Below are 16084 nucleotides of genomic sequence, written 5' to 3'. Positions count from 1 at the left end.
TTCCATATTAATGATAAAGAGGTTGTATCTGTTCAAGATCATTTAACAATTGCTTTACCTCATTTTGATTTAAGGGAATAAGCATTTGGTCATACAATGTGATGATTTGATTCCCTTCACTATCTTCATGCTCTTTTAAATAACGATACAGCCTTGAAAACTGCCTTTCTTTGATCACCGATATTGTGTCCTGATTCTTTACTTTTTGTAACAAAAATTCATTTGTTTCTCGGTTGAACTCACCTGATATGATATGGCCGTTTATATTTGTCATGATTTACTCGCTCCAAAAATGTTTTTTAGTTATTATGACTTAATTTGATGAAAATATTAATGATAAATGAGAAGTCTGGCTACACTTTTAATTGTTTGTTAAATAAATGGTTTAGATTGTCCTGAAACAATTAAGATAAACCCTTCAAATACAAAAAGGCTCTCCACTATATTCTATAGAAGAGAACCTATCTATCATCAAACATATCTTCAATTTATCAAGCCTATCGTTTTCAAGTAATTTATGCTAATTTCAATGCTCTCTAATGGGGTGTGACGACTTACATCTTGTTCGACAACCCACCACTCGACACCCGCTTCTTCACCTGTCGCTAAGACAGCCTCAATATTTACTCCACCTGTTCCAAGCTCTGCAAAAAATTGCTCCCCATCTGTTGTCATGTCTTTTAAGTGCACCAACGGAGTGCGTCCTTTATAACGGTTAATCCATTCTACTGGATTTTCGCCAGCTTTTGTTAACCAATACACGTCAAGCTCCGTTTGAAGGTGATCTGCACTTACATCATCAAAAATCGCTTCCAGCGCCTTTCTTCCATCTTGCAATGGCTCAAGCTCAAAATCATGATTATGATAGCAAAGTGTAATCCCCTCACGTTTGCACGTTTCTCCTGCTTCATTTAAAAACGAAATAAGTGATTTATAATTTTCCTCACTTCGTTCATCCGGCATTAAATAAGGACACACAATAAATTGACTGCCAAGAGTTTTTTGATCTTCAATCACTTGTTTCAAGTTATTCTTTAATTCAGCTAATGGAACATGACTCGCTGTGGCTTTTAGACCTAGACCATCTAATAAAGCTCTGACTTCTATAGCTGAAAGCCCGCCGTAACCAGCAAATTCCACTCCATCATAACCAAGCTCCGCCACTTTTTTTAACGTACCCGCAAAATCCTTCTGACTTTCTTCACGCAACGTAAACATTTGAACAGCTACTGGAATTCCCTTCACAATACACCCTCATTTCAGTTTATTTTTATGAACGCTTAATCTTTTCGTTATAAAAAAAACAGTACCTTCTCTGCTTACTCCCTCTCCAGATTCAATATATATCACTCATTTGCCTTCATCTTAAATCATTTATAGATTTTTGCAAATAAATGATATGATTAAAACATCAACTATTTTGCTATTTTCTAAAGGAGAATCTATAATGTTACATATTGGAGTGTGTAGTTTTTCTTTTCACTCAAAACCTTTTTACTCCTCGTATAAATTTGGTTTACAAGATTATTTGTTTCGTCTACAAACAGAAGGCACCTGTCAAATCGTTATTAATGGAAAAGCTATAGATGCAGAAAAAGGTGACCTTATCCTTCTCAAACCAGGTGATGACTATGAATTAAAAATAGAAGAAGGGCAAAACAGCGGAGATTTTTATGTGTTTTGTAATGGACCATGGCTTGATGAGTGGTGGAAGCGATCAAAAAAACCGAGTATTTCGCGAATTCATTTAGATGAAAAAATCCTTAGCTTATGGCGACAAATCATTATTGAAGAACGCAGGCCGTCTACAGCGGAAAATAAAGAACTAAAAAATTATTTGATGATGGCTCTATGTTTGTATTTAGAACGTGCAGCAAATGAAACAAACACTTCGTTAGATCGACCACCTATCGTTACTCGGATGATGCGATTTATTGAAGAACAAGCCTTGACCTCTTTTAAAATCCAAGAGGTTGCAGAACATGTGGAATTAAGCGTATCTCGAGCTGTTCATTTATTCAAAGAATACGTCGGAAAAACGATGATCGAGTACGCACAAGAAATTCGTCTAGCTGCAGCGAAAGACCAAATGAAATACACATCCATGCCACTCGATCAAATCGCAGAAAATTGTGGATTCGGCAGTTACACGTATTTTCACAAAGTGTTTAAGATGAAATACGGAAAAGCTCCCGGTGCACTTAGACGCGAGGAATAGACTATGCTTTTTTTCTTTGAAATAAATGTTAATATAATAAGAGATGATAAGGATTATGCTGAGGAGGGTATTGAATGGGTAAAGCACTAAACCGAATTAAATCACAGTTGGCACAATTAGACAAAGAGAACAAATGGGAAGACCTCGACCGAGACGGAGTAATTGACCTCCTAATCTATGAAGAAATAAAAGCCGCTTCATATGAATTAGATTACGAAGGGGTAGGAAGAATGGTTGATTTCTTAATTAAAGAAGGAGAAAAGCTGAAATAACTTCTTAGTATGGTGGAGCTGTGCAACAGCTCCTATTTTTCATTTAAAAAACCCTTGAGCACTCTGCCTTAAGCAGGCATGTTGTTGAAAATAGCTGCTTTTCTGTCCAGCTCCCACAATTTACTGTACAACCACCAAATATGAAGGAGGCCCTTCCATGAAAAAAACAATTAAAGTCGTTGCAGCCATTATTGAAAACGATCACAGAGAAATCCTCTGCGCTCTTCGCTCCCCAAAGATGTTACTCCCGAACATGTGGGAATTCCCCGGAGGTAAAGTTGAAAAGGATGAAGACATATACACTGCTTTAAAAAGAGAAATTCAAGAGGAATTGCATTGCGAAGTTGAACCTATTGATTTATTTAACGACCACACCCATGATTATGAGGATTTTACCATTAATCTTCTTGCAATCACAGCGAAAATAACAGACGGGACTCCTATCCCGAATGAGCACTCCAAACTCATTTGGCTAAAACGAGAAAACCTCCATTCGTTAAAGTGGGCACCTGCAGATATGCCAGCAGTTGTGCAATTGATTGAAGAGAAATAGAAATTGTTGATACACCCTATTCTTCATTTTATTTTATCCAATGGTTCTGCGTGTAGATAAATATCACTCTACCTTATAAAGATTCGTCAGACTCAATGACGTTTTTATAGGTAGTTAACTATCTCATTTTTACGTGCATTTTCTCAAGAATTACTTGAATGGCTTTTTTGCTATTTTGAAACAATAAATCCTGTAAATCCAGCAAGGAAACACGGCGGCAAACTTATTAAAAAGAACGCCCAGCGACCGGTAATATGAGAGAGAACCAAAAAGAATAAAGGAATCCCAAACAAAACCACTAAAGATACCTTTCTATGCTTATCCATTGAAAACCTCCATTCTACAAGAGTCCATTGAAAAAGTAAGGTTTTTCACCTATTTCAGAGCTCTCATTCTACAATCAATCTCTTTATTCATATTTAGTTTCATACTTTTAATAAAATACCTGTTACTGCCAGCGAAAATCACATTTGACTGAAAAATACATTTTACCTATACTAAAGTTTCACTTAGTATGTATAGCATCTAATTTTCAAGGGGATGAATTTATGAAATTAACATTCCAGGAGTATATAAGCATTAAATTGCATAAGACCGATTTAAATCTTACTAGCTATGTCAAAGCCAAATTAGATCCCTTCAACCTCGCACCAGAACAAAATTTAATTATGATGCTCTTGTGGGAACAAGACGGTTTATCTCAACAACAACTTGTTACCAAATTAGATAAGGATAAAACAAATATCGCTCGCATGGCTTCAAGTCTCGAGAAAAAAGGCTTTATTAAAAGAAGCAACTGCAATATTGACCGCCGGTCTCTAAAGCTTTACCTTACTCCGTGTGGGAAAAAGCTAGGTGAGAAAGTCATTCCGATTGCCGAAGAATTTAATGAAGTCATCTGCAAAGGGATCTCTGAGGAAGAGCTCCAACTAATGGAGACATTATTAGAGAAAATGAATCAAAATGTACGAGAGTACTATAATTAATCATTTTATACTCTTAATTAAAAAGGGCTGTAGACTTGATCTGCTGTCCTTTTTAAAGTTATAAGGAAAATTCCCTCTTTCAAAACAGAACTTCTTTCCTTTTTCAAGACTTCTTAATTGACAATTGCTCTCATCTTATTTTATACTAAGCATCGTAGTTAGTATGTATAGCACCTATATCTTATCACCTAGATTTAATGACAGCATATTATTTACTGCTTTAGTCACTAAAAAAGTACTAGTTACTTTTTCACAAATTGTTGCTATAGCAACATTATTAAATGGAGGTATTATATTATGGCAAACGTATTATTTATTAAGGCAAATTCAAGACCGATCGAACAGGCAGTGAGTGTGAAACTTTACCACACTTTCCTCGACCAATATAAAGAGTCTAACCCAGATGATGTCATAACAGAGCTTGACCTATTTGAGGAAAACTTACCTTATTACGATACAGATAAGATTAATGGCATGTTTAAACTTTCAAAAGGGTTGGAGTTAACGACTTCTGAACAAGATGCAACAGAGCTCGTCAATCGTTATTTAAATCAATTCCTTGAAGCAGATAAAGTTGTCATTGCATTCCCACTTTGGAACTTCACTGTCCCTGCAGTATTGCACACGTATTTAGATTATTTAGCTCAAGCCGGCAAAACATTCCGTTACACGGCTGAAGGTCCACAGGGCTTGCTTACCGATAAAGAAGTCGCGCTTTTAAATGCAAGAGGCGGAGTATACTCTGAAGGACCTGCGCAAGCAGCTGAAATGGCCGTTAACTATGTGAAAACTATGCTAAACTTCTGGGGCATTGATAATCCTAAAACGGTTATCATTGAAGGTCATAATCAATTCCCTGACCAAGCGGAAGAGATTATTGAAAAAGGCTTGCAGCAAGCAGCAGACGTAGCAAAAGAATTTTAATCATTTATGAAAAACAAAGGGCTCGCGAATGTACGCCAGCCCTTTGTTTTGTTTATTTATCAGAATCAAGATAAGGAAAGCATGGATAAACGATCCCTTTATTTACTCCCTCTGGTTTAATGACATAATCTTTATAGGACGAATTTCTCAATGTGACGTTTTGCAACCCGCTCCCATCATAATATACTGGCTTATTGCTCTCTTCCCTGCTCATATTATCACTCCACTTATCAATTTCCGCCTAATCCTAGTTATAAATAACCACGAAAAAAGTTTCTGTAACATGTATTCAACACGGGTATCATGTCGACCTTCTTTCTTAAAGAAATTTTTTCAGGAAAATAAATTTGGAAAGGAAAGCCAAGTTTTTAGATAATGTGTCAGTATGTTGTCAAGAAAACAGAAATTGAGGATTCATGGGTTCCATACGTTATAATATGAAAAGAATCTATACATTAGGAGTGAGAACACTGAAAACAATCGTTGTAATTGGTGGAGGTATCACAGGCCTAACCACCATGCACTACTTACAAAAATTAAAAAGAGAGCAAAACATAGACGTTAAGTTAATTCTTGCCGAACAAAATGATTATTTAGGAGGTAAAATCCACTCTGTTCACAAGGAAGAATTCATTATGGAAACAGGAGCAGATTCAATCGTTGCAAGACATGAAAGTGTTATGCCTCTAATTGAGGACTTGCAATTAGAAGATGAACTTGTCTACAATTCTACAGGGATATCGTATCTTTACATAGACAATGTGCTACACCCTATTCCTGCTGACACAATATTTGGAATTCCATTAAGTGTCGAATCATTGTTTCAAAGTACATTGGTGTCAGAAAAAGGAAAAAAAGAAGCGCTTAAAGATTTAGAAAGTCCGAATGACCAATTTACGAAGGATAGTTCAATTGGGGATTTTCTCGAATACTTCTTAGGGAAAGAACTTGTCGAAAAACAAATTGCCCCTGTATTATCAGGAGTATATTCAGGAAAATTGAACGAGCTAAGTATCGCTTCAACCCTTCCATACATACTTGATTATAAAAATCAATACGGCAGCATCATCAAGGGTTTATCTGAAAACAAACAAAAATTCAGCTCTCAATCCAATAAAAAGTTCATCTCTTTTAAAAATGGACTCTCTACAATCATTGACCGACTGGAAGCTGAATTAACAGATTCTCTTATTCTTAAAGGAGTAAACACGTCAAAGATCACAAAAGGCACAGAGTACTATCACATTGCTTTTACTAATCATGAAACGATCCAAGCAGATTATGTTGTGTTAACGACACCTCATAACGTCACTCAACCGTTGTTAGATCACAATGAATTAAAAGATGAATTTGCTAAATTAACAAATTCATCACTAAAAAGTATCTATCTTGGATTTGATATTCCTGATAAGCAGTTGCCTGCTGATGGGACGGGTTTTATTGTGTCTAATAGTAAAGATGTCAGTTGTGATGCGTGTACGTGGACAAGTCGCAAATGGTCACATACATCCAAGAAGCACAACTTATTAGTGCGCCTCTTTTATAAAAGTTCAAACCCTTCCTATCACTCCCTGCAGCAGATGAATGATGTTGACCTCATTCAAACAGCATTAAAAGACGTTGAGAAGAGTTTGGGACTTAAGGCGATGCCAACAGCTGTTGACGTAACAAATTGGGATCAGCTAATGCCTAACTACCACCTCAATCACAATGAAGCCATTGCTCGGCTAAACGAGAAAATGCAATCAGAATTTCCAAATGTCATTCTCGCAGGTTGTTCATATTATGGTGTTGGGATTGGCGCTTGTATAAAAAATGGAAAGGACACAGCAGAGAAGATTTGGGAGACTCTTTTAACGAGATAACCTCAGGCATGGGTAACCATTTACTTCGTTGATTCCTTTTGGGCTTCAGAGTTTCTTCCTGAAGCCCTGCTTTTTTGTTATCTTGGCTTACGGCTGTAGTTCTTCTACTTAGTTCCCTGCTTTCCCTATGCCCTACTTTTTACGGCTCTGCTCCTCCACCTAGTGTTTACTTTTCTTCTCATTTGCTTTTGCCTAATACAACATCCCAGCAATCGCACCACTTAATAATGAAGCAAGGACTCCTGCTACGACAGCCTTCATCCCAAGCTTAGCTATATCTGTTCTTCTACTAGGGGCTAGCTTTCCTAAGCCCCCAAGTAATATTGCAACAGAAGATATATTAGCAAATCCACATAACGCAAAACTGATCACAGCTACAGTTTTATCTGATAGCTCATCCATTTGCGGAGCAAAAGCAGCATATGCAACAAACTCATTCAACACAATCTTTTGTCCAATAAATCCACCAGCCACCACGGCTTCTTGCCATGGTACGCCAATTGCAAAAGCGATCGGGGCAAACACGATCCCAAGGATGAGTTCTAATGTTAAACCTTCAAACTTAAACCATCCGCCAATCATGCCTAAAATTCCATTAACCAAAGCAATCAAAGCGATAAACGCCAAAAGCATTGCCCCAATATTTAAAGCTAATGTTAAACCGACACTTGCACCTCGAGCAGCTGCATCAATCACATTGGCCGATTCCATGTCTCTGTCTACCATCACTTTGTCTGAGGTTTCCGATTTCTCGGTTTCCGGCATAATCATTTTAGCCATAATTAACCCAGCAGGTGCAGCCATAAAACTAGCAGCAAGCAAATACTCTAGTGGTACACCAAGCAAAGAATATCCAATTAATACGGACCCAGCAACCGATGCAAGTCCACCCGTCATTACGGCGAATAATTCCGATTTCGTCATCTTTTCAAGATAAGGGCGTACAACAAGTGGTGCTTCAGTCTGTCCAACGAAAATATTCGCTGCTGCCGACATAGATTCCGTTTTACTAGTACGAAGAACTTTAGATAAGAAACCACCGAGAATCTGTATCACTTTTTGCATAATTCCTACATAATAAAGAATAGCAATTAAAGCTGAAAAGAAAATGACGATGCTTAAGACTTCTATTGCAAAAACAAAGCCCATTCCCTCAGCCTGAAAAAGTCCTCCAAATAAAAAGTCAATCCCTTCGTTTGCATAATCAATAATGGCTGCGATCCCTAATGTCAGCCATTGTAAGAACGCAAAGCCAGTTTCCCACTTTAAGACTATGACGGCAAAACCAACTTGAATTGCTAATCCACCTAAAATAGTTTGCAAGTTAATAGCTTTCTTATTATTAGAAAAAAGAAAAGCAATAGCAAAGATTGTCAAAATGCCAAAAATACCCCAAACAAAGTTCATTCGCTTACCTCTCTTTCTAAAAAGAGTTATCTCTTTTTTATGTAACTAGCTAAAGCTACCTTTAGTATGTTTCATAACAAGTAAAATAAACGAAAAAGGTCTTCGTCACCTCAACTATATCTTTTACTAATTAATCAGAGGGGGTGATTCCAAAAGGTTTGTTTACCTTTTGGAATCACCCCCTCCCTTATATGAATATTCCTTTTAAAGATTTACATCAGATTCCTTCGTTAATCCCATTCTTTGACCTACTGATAAAAACGCACTTCCAGTAATCGCTAGCTGAATAGACATGGCAAGTAAAACAACATCTAATTCAAATCCATCCAAAAACCCTAAAGGTAGTTTCACTGTAATAATTGCTGCTGCCATCACTAATGCAAATAAGATACCAACAATCCGCGTTCCAATTCCAAGTACCATCATAACACCGCCTACCAATTCAATCACTGCAACAATATATGCTAAAAATCCAGGTAATCCAATACTTTCGAACCATCCTGCAATATTGCTAATTCCATTTTGAAATTTTTCTAACCCATGTAAAAAGAACGTCATTCCTAATACAATTCGAACAATAAATAAACCTACTTCACTTCTTTTCATCTACTTTTCCTCCATATTCTTTTGCGATTCTGTCGTTAAATGTATTTCTATACCTACCGGATCCTGAACTATCCACACACCATTTCCTTGTTCTACTGGTTTTTCTCCAACAGCTTTCAAGTGCGTAATTAACTTCGTTAGCTCAACTTGATTCGGTAACATAACGGTATAATAAGCAAGGCCTACTGCATTTTTTGGTCTAACCAAGGCATTGGGTCCCGCCCAAATATTTACACCAATGTGATGATGGTATCCTCCAGCTGCAAGAAAAAGCATACCTACATTCGTCATGTTGCCAACTGTTATATCAAAGCCTAGTGATTTATAAAAATCCTGGCTTTCTTTTAGATCACGAACATGTAAATGAATATGTCCAATCTTTGTTTTAGGCGGTAAGCCTTGCCAAACGTCCTCACCTGCTGACTCTAGTAAGCCCTCCACATCGATTCGCTCCGTTACCATCGTGTAATCTCCTCTAGATACTTTTGTCCAACCCTTTCTTGGACGATCTCGATAAATTTCAAGACCATTGAAGTCTGGATCCGAAAGATAGATCGCTTCACTGACAAAATGATCCGCAGAACCAATCTCTATTCTTTTCTCAATCATTTGCTTTAAAAACAATCCTAAATCACTACGCTCCGGTAATAAAATCGCTACATGATATAGACCAAGTGTTGTCCCCGGACGATAGACACTTCCACTCGGTACTTCTTCTAAAATAAGCAATGTCTCTTTACCATCTGCCGTAAGTTCTGCTTTTTGTTCCGTCTGATTAAGAATATCAAAACCAATGATTTCTTTATAAAAAGTAATGGACCGCTCTAAATTACTCACTTTTAATTTAACAGGCCCTAGTTGCGTGTTAGGATGTAATTCGAAAGTCATCTTTTCTCCTCCTTTATGATAATAATTGGTGATGGAATAATGCTATTATGATATATATAAGACAAATTGATAAGTACGCACTTAAAAGTGGTATAGTATACAAAAGGAAACTATAGGGGGTTGCTAAATTGTCTGAATGCCAAGTAAATAATGCTTTAGAAGCAATAGTGGGTAAATGGAAACACAAATTATTATTCCCTTTATTGAATAATGAAACGATGAGGTTTAACGAGTTAAAAAGAGAAATTCCTGGCATTACACAAAAGATGCTCACATCTCAATTACGAGAGCTGGAAGATCATGACCTTGTAACAAGAAAGGTCTATGCACAAATACCGCCAAAGGTAGAGTATTCTCTCTCTGAACATGGCAAAAGCCTTATCCCTATTTTAGATATGATGAGCGAATGGGGAGCTGCTCATGCGGCACATTTAGCTACACGTAATGAAGAACAAATAAAAAACACAAGAAAAGAGGGTAAGGAGCACGCTTAGCACCTTACCCTCTTTTCTTGTGTTTAATGCGGTTGAGAGGACTCGAACCTCCACGGGGTCAACCCCCACTAGGCCCTCAACCTAGCGCGTCTGCCATTCCGCCACAACCGCTTAATATCAAAATAACCGTGCACCTATGATTGATATGGTCACATAAGTGTAACTGAAGTAGCTAGCTCAATCAGGGCAACCTGCGGCACACAGAAGAATCTACTTATGGCTGCTTCCTTCCGGACCTGACCAGATTCATAGGTTTCTGTTGCGCAGACCCCAATAGTCAACACCGCTTGCTCAAGGCGAACCTCACATGAACCATACCGCTAATAGGAATTCAACCCCGCTAAGGCGGATTGCGGGTTACAGGGCACCGCCAACTCCCCATCTAGCACGGTATGTATATAAATATTTATTCCCACCTATGCCGTCTCCCTAGCTGTTTTAAAACCCGCTAAAGCAGGTGGGGTTCCGCATGTTAACATCCTGCGATCCTGATCACAGTCAGGCTTGGCACCAGTCAACAAATGTAAGAATCCCGATAAAACAGTAAGGTTTAAAACAAAAAGGGCTTACGTACATTGTAGGATATGTTTAGCTAATTGCGATATCAATCAACTACAATAATAACATATTAATCAATTCCGCGCAATACTTTTTGTTTAATTAGTTTTTTATAAAACTTTCTTACACATAACGATTATAATTCCGCGTTAATAACATTGCAACTAGTATATTTTTCAAAGAATGTCTAATCATTCCCTCCTTTAAAGCTACTTTCTTTTTTTCAGACTTTTTTATAACTTTATATGAGGTCTATAAATCCATTTTGAAAGGAGTAATCTAAACCTATTTTTAGATTTTCGTAAAGTCTCATATATTTATATGTACATACGCATAACAACATCGATCTAATTTGAACGTTTATAAGAAAATACATTTCAAAGGAGTTTATAATGCATTTCAAAGGAGTTTATAATGATCTATCAAGCTAGTAAAGAACGTTACAACTCGATGAAATATAGTCGCTACGGGCATTCAGGCTTACTACTACCTGCCCTTTCCCTTGGATTATGGCACATTTTTGGAGGAGTTAACTCATTGCCATACTTCGCCGAGCATTTGATTTAGGAATTACACACTTCGATTTAGCGAACAACTACGGTCCACTGCCTGGGTCTGCAGAAGAAATGTTTGGTGCATTATTAAAAACAGATTTTGCTCCTTATCGTGAGCTTGTCATCTCTAGCGCAAATGGCCTTAGCATGGATACTACGTGAAGAGAAAATAGAGCTTTATTGTTTATTATTTATAAAAAATTTTTTTATTGTTTCACTTCTTCATTTCCAATTCCCTCTCCCCTCAACTCGTTACTCATTTCTTCAAAAAAATGAAGGATAAATAAATTCGAAATTGGCGTTTACAAGGATACTTTCTCGAAGTTTCACCAAACTAATAAAAACTAATGTTTACAATTTCTTAGGGGTGTAGTACATGGATAATGTGTTTGACTACGAAGATATACAATTAATCCCAGCAAAAAGTATAGTAAAGAGCCGTTCTGAATGCGATACGTCTGTTAATTTTGGTGGGCATACATTTAAATTACCAGTTGTACCTGCGAATATGCAGACGATTATTGATGAAAAGATCGCGGTTTTTTTAGCGGAAAACCGTTACTTCTATATCATGCATCGATTTGAACCAGAAAAGCGTATACCTTTTATTAAAGAAATGCATTCACGGGGCTTGCTAGCTTCAATAAGTGTTGGCGTTAAAGAGGATGAATACATTTTCATTAACCAATTAGCAGATGAAAAGCTTTCTCCAGAGTACATTACCATTGATATTGCACACGGTCATTCAAATGCTGTAATAGAAATGATTCAGCACATTAAGAAAAACATTCCTGCTAGTTTTGTGATTGCAGGAAATGTCGGAACCCCTGAAGCCGTAAGAGAATTAGAAAATGCTGGTGCTGACGCAACAAAAGTCGGCATTGGTCCGGGAAAGGTATGCATTACGAAGATTAAAACTGGATTCGGAACTGGCGGTTGGCAATTAGCAGCTTTACGCTGGTGTTCAAAAGCAGCCACTAAACCGATTATCGCTGATGGAGGAATTCGTACACATGGAGATATCGCTAAATCCATTCGATTTGGCGCATCGATGGTCATGATTGGTTCTTTATTTGCTGGTCATGAAGAGTCTCCAGGAAAAAGCATTGAGAAAGATGGAAAGCTCTGCAAAGAATACTTCGGTTCAGCTTCAGAATTTCAAAAAGGTGAAAAGAGGAATGTTGAAGGCAAGAAGATGTACGTAGAGCATAAAGGAAGCTTAAATGATACATTAATTGAAATGGAGCAAGACCTCCAATCTTCCATTTCTTATGCTGGTGGAAACAAGCTGGACGCAATTCGTCATGTAGATTATGTCATCGTTAAGAATTCAATCTTTAACGGGGATAAAGTTTATTGAAAGCAGAAAGAAGAGGAAGGCATTATTTGCTCTTCCTCTTCTCTACTTCAACAAATCCTTCAAAAAATCTAATCGAGCCTTTGCATTTCCTTTAATAATAATATCTACACCACTATCGATGTTTTCTACAACTTCTCCATTAATCACTCTATCAGCCATTTCTACGCTAAGATAGCCCATATCATAAGGATTTTGTGCCACTGTACCGGGCAGCACTTCTTCTTCAATAAGTTCAACCATCTCTATGGTTCCATCCGCTCCTGTAACGGGAATTGTAAAACCATTTTCTTTAATTACCTCTATAGCTTGTAAAGCAAGAACATCATTTGTTGCCATAATCGCTTTTACATCTGGATGAAGTAGTAAGATATTTTCCACCGCTTCTTTTACAAGTGGTGAACGATTCATTAAATTTACTCTTTGTGTCGCTACTTCAATATGTACTGCATCAAAACTTTCATGTGCACCAGCAATTCTCTCACCTGAGACTGGACTATTTACGTCTCCACCAATTATGGCAACTTTATCTCCTGGCTGAAGCTCGGACGCAAGTAAAAATCCAGCTTTTCTCCCTAAATCAAAGTTATCGGTTCCTATGTATGCTGTTTTTTCACCCCATGGATGGTCGGTATCCAATAATAATACAGGTATATTATTTTCAACGAATTCTTCCATTATTGGAAGAGTCAAAGGGGCGTAGGTAGGTGAAACAATCAAAACATCTGGACTGTCATGGAGAACCTCTTTTAACAATTCACTTTGTTCTTCCCCCCATCCATTTGCAGTCGCTAACACTTTTCCATTTATTCCAAAATCACGAAACCCTTTTTCTGCACCTGCTTTTACAATTTCCCAATATTGTGAATTTAGATCTCTCAGTACAACAACTACTGAGGGTTTGTCTTTTGCGAATGTTTTAGCCAGGTAGCCTATTGATAGAGCCAAAACCATACTACACGAAATAATAATTATAATTCTTGCCTTCATGGTACCCTCCTTCCCTTACTAATAGAGCTCATCAGTTTTCCCTGTTCATATACTAAATAAAGTTGAGTTAGTTCATGTACTATTCCATAATATCTATTTTGCTCTCTTTAATCCAGTAAAATATATCAGAAAATAAAGGTAAACAAAATGACGACTTTCTTCTTGTAAATATTAGAATAATTTCTTTTAACTTTTACAAACTATAATTGTCAAAAAGGAAAATTCTAGGATGCTTTGCGACTGTGCACTGTTAACATGAAAGGAAATAAAACAATGAAGAAAAATCTTATCCTCGTCTGGAGTTTAATCTTAATCATGTTCATGAATATACTTCCTGTTCATGCAGCTTATAATAGCCCTAACAACCTTTATGTAGTAAAAGCTGGCGATACGTTACCTGAAATTGCAAATAAATTTGATACTACCATAGAGGAGCTTAAGCTAACAAATGGTTTGCAATCCGATTCTCTATTTGTTGAACAAAAATTATGGGTACCAATAATGCATGAAGTTGTAACAGGAGAAACACTACAGACCATTGCCTCAACTTACCATTCTTCAGTAGATACCATAAAAAAAGCAAATGGACTCGTTTCTGATGAGCTATTTGCAGGGCAAATATTAAAAGTTTCTCCTAAAAAAATGACCATGCAAGGACAACATATCCTTATGTCTAAGGAAGAATTTAGGGATTGGCTATTTAACAATCAATTTAATCGTGATATTCGTATCATCCAACAACACCACACATGGTTACCTTCTTATGAGCAATTTAAAGGTACAAACCACTTTCAAATGTTACAAAGTATGGAGAACTTTCATAAGAAGGAAATGGGCTGGCAAAATATCGCGCAAAACATAACGACCTTCCCTGATGGAAAAGTAGCTGTATCTAGACCATTTAACATTGCCCCAGAAGGTTCAATTGGACCAACGGCGAATTCAGTAGGGTTAACAATCGAAAATATTGGCAACTTTGATCTAGGTCACGATGTAATGACTAAGGAACAGCAGGATACAATTGTTTACATTACTGCCCTGCTTTGTATTAAGTTCGGCTTAACCCCTTCAATTGACAGTATTACTTATCATCATTGGTGGAATTTACAAACAAAGGAAAGAGTGTTAGATAACGGACCAGATTATAATGTTAAAACTTGTCCCGGTACCAATTTTTTCGGTGGCAATTCCACAAACGATGCAAAGAAGCATTTTTATCCTCTAGTATCCAGTAAGATAGAAGAAATCTTAGCAACAATAGACTAAAAATAATTAAACAGGCGCTCCCCTTCCAAAATAGGGGTGCGCCTGTTTATTAGTTATTGTTATTTCGATTAAGAATTAATTGTTTGATTTCTTGAATATCTTTCTTTAATTCTTGATTGTCTTTATATAATCGATCCATTTGTTCCTCTCGTTTTACTTCATCATCTTGGCCCAAATAACTTAAGATTACTGCGACTACAAGATTTAAAATAACTAATGCACCAATTATGATGAACGATACAAAATAGACCCAAGCCCAAGGCACCTCATTAATAATCGGTCTTGCTACTTGACTTGCCCACGATTCAAACGTTACGACTTGCATTAACGTAAAGAGAGCTGTATGAAAGCTTCCAAAAAACTCGTATGGTAGCACTTCACTAAAAAAGGTTGTTCCAATGATCGCATATATAGAAAAGATTAAGATCGAAAGACCTAAAATACCCGTTAAGGCTGGTACTGATTTCATCAATGAATCAATTATTTTTCTCAATGCAGGTATTGCAGGAATCATTCTAATCAAACGCAATACCCTTATTAGTCTTAGGACACTCACAAAAGGAGTTGAATAAAACAGTAAACTCCCTATTACAATACTAAAATCAAAGAGATTCCACCTATCGGAGAAATACCCTTTGAAACCAAGACCAATAATTTTCACGATTAACTCTAGCACAAATATCCAAACAATGATTCTATCTATAGCTAGCAATAGGCTGTTACCAGTCAAATACGTCTCAGTAACGATAATTAGACCGTTAAAAAAGATAATTGCAATAACTATCGGTTGAAAGTATTTATGTTCTACCAATTGTCTAATGATCGTTCTAAATGAACGATTATTATTTACTTCTTGTTGTTTTTGTATTTCCATTTGAATCAATCACTTTTCCTTTCTATTTCAATTTATATTATTATACCAGTTACCGCTTTAAATAAATGAGTATAGTGCTATGATAATCGATGGCAATTTTATGAACAGTTAAGCAAAAACCCCTCAAACTGAACAAGTTCAAGGGGTTATATCTTTGAATACATTAAACTCAAAGAAGTATTGTTGTCATTCATAATGCGGGTGAAGGGAGTCGAACCCCCACGTCATAAGACACTAGATCCTAAGTCTAGCGCGTCTGCCAATTCCGCCAC

General features: G+C 36.9%; 18 protein-coding genes, 1 tRNA gene, 2 other RNA genes and 1 pseudogene. 10 read left to right on the top strand and 12 right to left on the bottom strand.

The annotated features are described in order from the left end of the window. Positions 1 to 7 precede the first annotated feature (7 nt). On the bottom strand, positions 8 to 274 hold the full coding sequence (locus tag SAY88_RS18000) for a hypothetical protein (protein WP_332633543.1): 267 nt from the start codon (positions 272 to 274) through the stop codon (positions 8 to 10). A 209-nt stretch (positions 275 to 483) separates the two neighbouring features. Further along, complete coding sequence (locus SAY88_RS17995; protein ID WP_332633542.1) at positions 484 to 1245, bottom strand: sugar phosphate isomerase/epimerase family protein; 762 nt, start codon at positions 1243 to 1245, stop codon at positions 484 to 486. A gap of 202 nt (positions 1246 to 1447) precedes the next feature. Between SAY88_RS17995 and SAY88_RS17990 the strand changes: the two genes are divergently transcribed. From SAY88_RS17990 to SAY88_RS17980, 3 genes are all read left to right on the top strand, one after another. Continuing rightward, on the top strand, positions 1448 to 2218 hold the full coding sequence (locus tag SAY88_RS17990) for an AraC family transcriptional regulator (protein ID WP_332633541.1): 771 nt from the start codon (positions 1448 to 1450) through the stop codon (positions 2216 to 2218). Between the two features lie 74 nt (positions 2219 to 2292). Beyond that, complete coding sequence (locus SAY88_RS17985) at positions 2293 to 2490, top strand: hypothetical protein (protein ID WP_332633540.1); 198 nt, start codon at positions 2293 to 2295, stop codon at positions 2488 to 2490. Positions 2491 to 2647: 157 nt separating this feature from the next. Continuing rightward, entirely contained in the window at positions 2648 to 3043 is a 396-nt protein-coding gene (locus SAY88_RS17980) for a (deoxy)nucleoside triphosphate pyrophosphohydrolase (protein WP_332633539.1), read from the top strand. 170 nt (positions 3044 to 3213) lie between these two features. Here the strand turns inward: SAY88_RS17980 and SAY88_RS17975 are convergent, their stop codons facing one another. Then, positions 3214 to 3369, bottom strand: a complete 156-nt coding sequence (locus tag SAY88_RS17975) for a hypothetical protein (RefSeq protein ID WP_332633538.1) — start codon at positions 3367 to 3369, stop codon at positions 3214 to 3216. A 222-nt stretch (positions 3370 to 3591) separates the two neighbouring features. Between SAY88_RS17975 and SAY88_RS17970 the strand changes: the two genes are divergently transcribed. Together SAY88_RS17970 and SAY88_RS17965 are read left to right on the top strand one after the other, a co-directional pair. After that, positions 3592 to 4029: a MarR family winged helix-turn-helix transcriptional regulator gene (locus tag SAY88_RS17970; RefSeq protein WP_332633537.1), complete on the top strand. Its 438-nt coding sequence runs from the start codon at positions 3592 to 3594 to the stop codon at positions 4027 to 4029. A gap of 297 nt (positions 4030 to 4326) precedes the next feature. Then, positions 4327 to 4953, top strand: a complete 627-nt coding sequence (locus tag SAY88_RS17965) for an FMN-dependent NADH-azoreductase (protein WP_332633536.1) — start codon at positions 4327 to 4329, stop codon at positions 4951 to 4953. Between the two features lie 52 nt (positions 4954 to 5005). On the opposite strand, the gene SAY88_RS17960 is transcribed toward SAY88_RS17965, so the two are convergent. Beyond that, on the bottom strand, positions 5006 to 5167 hold the full coding sequence (locus tag SAY88_RS17960) for a hypothetical protein (protein WP_332633535.1): 162 nt from the start codon (positions 5165 to 5167) through the stop codon (positions 5006 to 5008). A 256-nt stretch (positions 5168 to 5423) separates the two neighbouring features. Between SAY88_RS17960 and SAY88_RS17955 the strand changes: the two genes are divergently transcribed. Then, positions 5424 to 6818, top strand: coding sequence for a protoporphyrinogen oxidase (locus tag SAY88_RS17955; protein WP_332633568.1), 1395 nt, complete (start codon positions 5424 to 5426; stop codon positions 6816 to 6818). Positions 6819 to 7010: 192 nt separating this feature from the next. Here the strand turns inward: SAY88_RS17955 and SAY88_RS17950 are convergent, their stop codons facing one another. The 3 genes from SAY88_RS17950 to SAY88_RS17940 all read right to left on the bottom strand — a co-directional run bounded on the left by SAY88_RS17950 (position 7011) and on the right by SAY88_RS17940 (position 9719). Continuing rightward, complete coding sequence (locus tag SAY88_RS17950; protein ID WP_332633534.1) at positions 7011 to 8225, bottom strand: NupC/NupG family nucleoside CNT transporter; 1215 nt, start codon at positions 8223 to 8225, stop codon at positions 7011 to 7013. 204 nt (positions 8226 to 8429) lie between these two features. Then, positions 8430 to 8831 carry a DoxX family protein gene (locus SAY88_RS17945; protein WP_332633533.1) on the bottom strand — a complete coding sequence of 134 codons (402 nt, stop codon included), beginning with the start codon at positions 8829 to 8831 and terminating at the stop codon, positions 8430 to 8432. Continuing rightward, on the bottom strand, positions 8832 to 9719 hold the full coding sequence (locus tag SAY88_RS17940) for a VOC family protein (protein WP_332633532.1): 888 nt from the start codon (positions 9717 to 9719) through the stop codon (positions 8832 to 8834). Positions 9720 to 9847: 128 nt separating this feature from the next. On the opposite strand from SAY88_RS17940, the gene SAY88_RS17935 reads away from it, so the two are divergent. Next, positions 9848 to 10213: a winged helix-turn-helix transcriptional regulator gene (locus tag SAY88_RS17935; RefSeq protein WP_332633531.1), complete on the top strand. Its 366-nt coding sequence runs from the start codon at positions 9848 to 9850 to the stop codon at positions 10211 to 10213. Positions 10214 to 10240: 27 nt separating this feature from the next. Here SAY88_RS17935 and SAY88_RS17930 read toward each other — a convergent pair. The 3 genes from SAY88_RS17930 to ssrS form a co-directional block, all read right to left on the bottom strand. Continuing rightward, positions 10241 to 10324: transfer RNA gene (locus tag SAY88_RS17930), tRNA-Leu, on the bottom strand. A gap of 15 nt (positions 10325 to 10339) precedes the next feature. Then, an RNA gene (gene ffs, locus SAY88_RS17925) (signal recognition particle sRNA large type) lies at positions 10340 to 10604 on the bottom strand. A 14-nt stretch (positions 10605 to 10618) separates the two neighbouring features. After that, a non-coding RNA gene (gene ssrS / locus SAY88_RS17920) (6S RNA) lies at positions 10619 to 10800 on the bottom strand. Positions 10801 to 11185: 385 nt separating this feature from the next. On the opposite strand from ssrS, the pseudogene SAY88_RS17915 reads away from it, so the two are divergent. Both SAY88_RS17915 and guaC read left to right on the top strand, forming a co-directional pair. After that, positions 11186 to 11475 (top strand): annotated as a pseudogene (locus SAY88_RS17915) (aldo/keto reductase); the annotation flags it as partial. A gap of 226 nt (positions 11476 to 11701) precedes the next feature. Then, positions 11702 to 12685, top strand: a complete 984-nt coding sequence (gene guaC / locus SAY88_RS17910; protein ID WP_332633530.1) for a GMP reductase — start codon at positions 11702 to 11704, stop codon at positions 12683 to 12685. 42 nt (positions 12686 to 12727) lie between these two features. Here guaC and SAY88_RS17905 read toward each other — a convergent pair whose 3' ends face one another. Further along, the gene (locus SAY88_RS17905) at positions 12728 to 13672 is read right to left on the bottom strand and encodes a sugar ABC transporter substrate-binding protein (RefSeq protein ID WP_332633529.1); all 945 of its coding nucleotides are present in this window, start codon (positions 13670 to 13672) and stop codon (positions 12728 to 12730) included. 273 nt (positions 13673 to 13945) lie between these two features. On the opposite strand from SAY88_RS17905, the gene SAY88_RS17900 reads away from it, so the two are divergent. Continuing rightward, a complete protein-coding gene (locus tag SAY88_RS17900) occupies positions 13946 to 14938 on the top strand; it encodes a LysM peptidoglycan-binding domain-containing protein (RefSeq protein WP_332633528.1) in 993 nt (330 codons plus the stop codon). Between the two features lie 49 nt (positions 14939 to 14987). Here SAY88_RS17900 and SAY88_RS17895 read toward each other — a convergent pair whose 3' ends face one another. Further along, a complete protein-coding gene (locus SAY88_RS17895; protein WP_332633527.1) occupies positions 14988 to 15812 on the bottom strand; it encodes an ion transporter in 825 nt (274 codons plus the stop codon). Between the last annotated feature and the right edge of the window lie 272 nt (positions 15813 to 16084).

It is taken from the genome of Halalkalibacter flavus (genome assembly GCF_036663575.1).
GTDB classification, from domain to species: Bacteria; Bacillota; Bacilli; order Bacillales; family Bacillaceae_D; genus Halalkalibacter; species Halalkalibacter flavus.
This window is presented reverse-complemented; position numbering and strand designations above follow the sequence as displayed.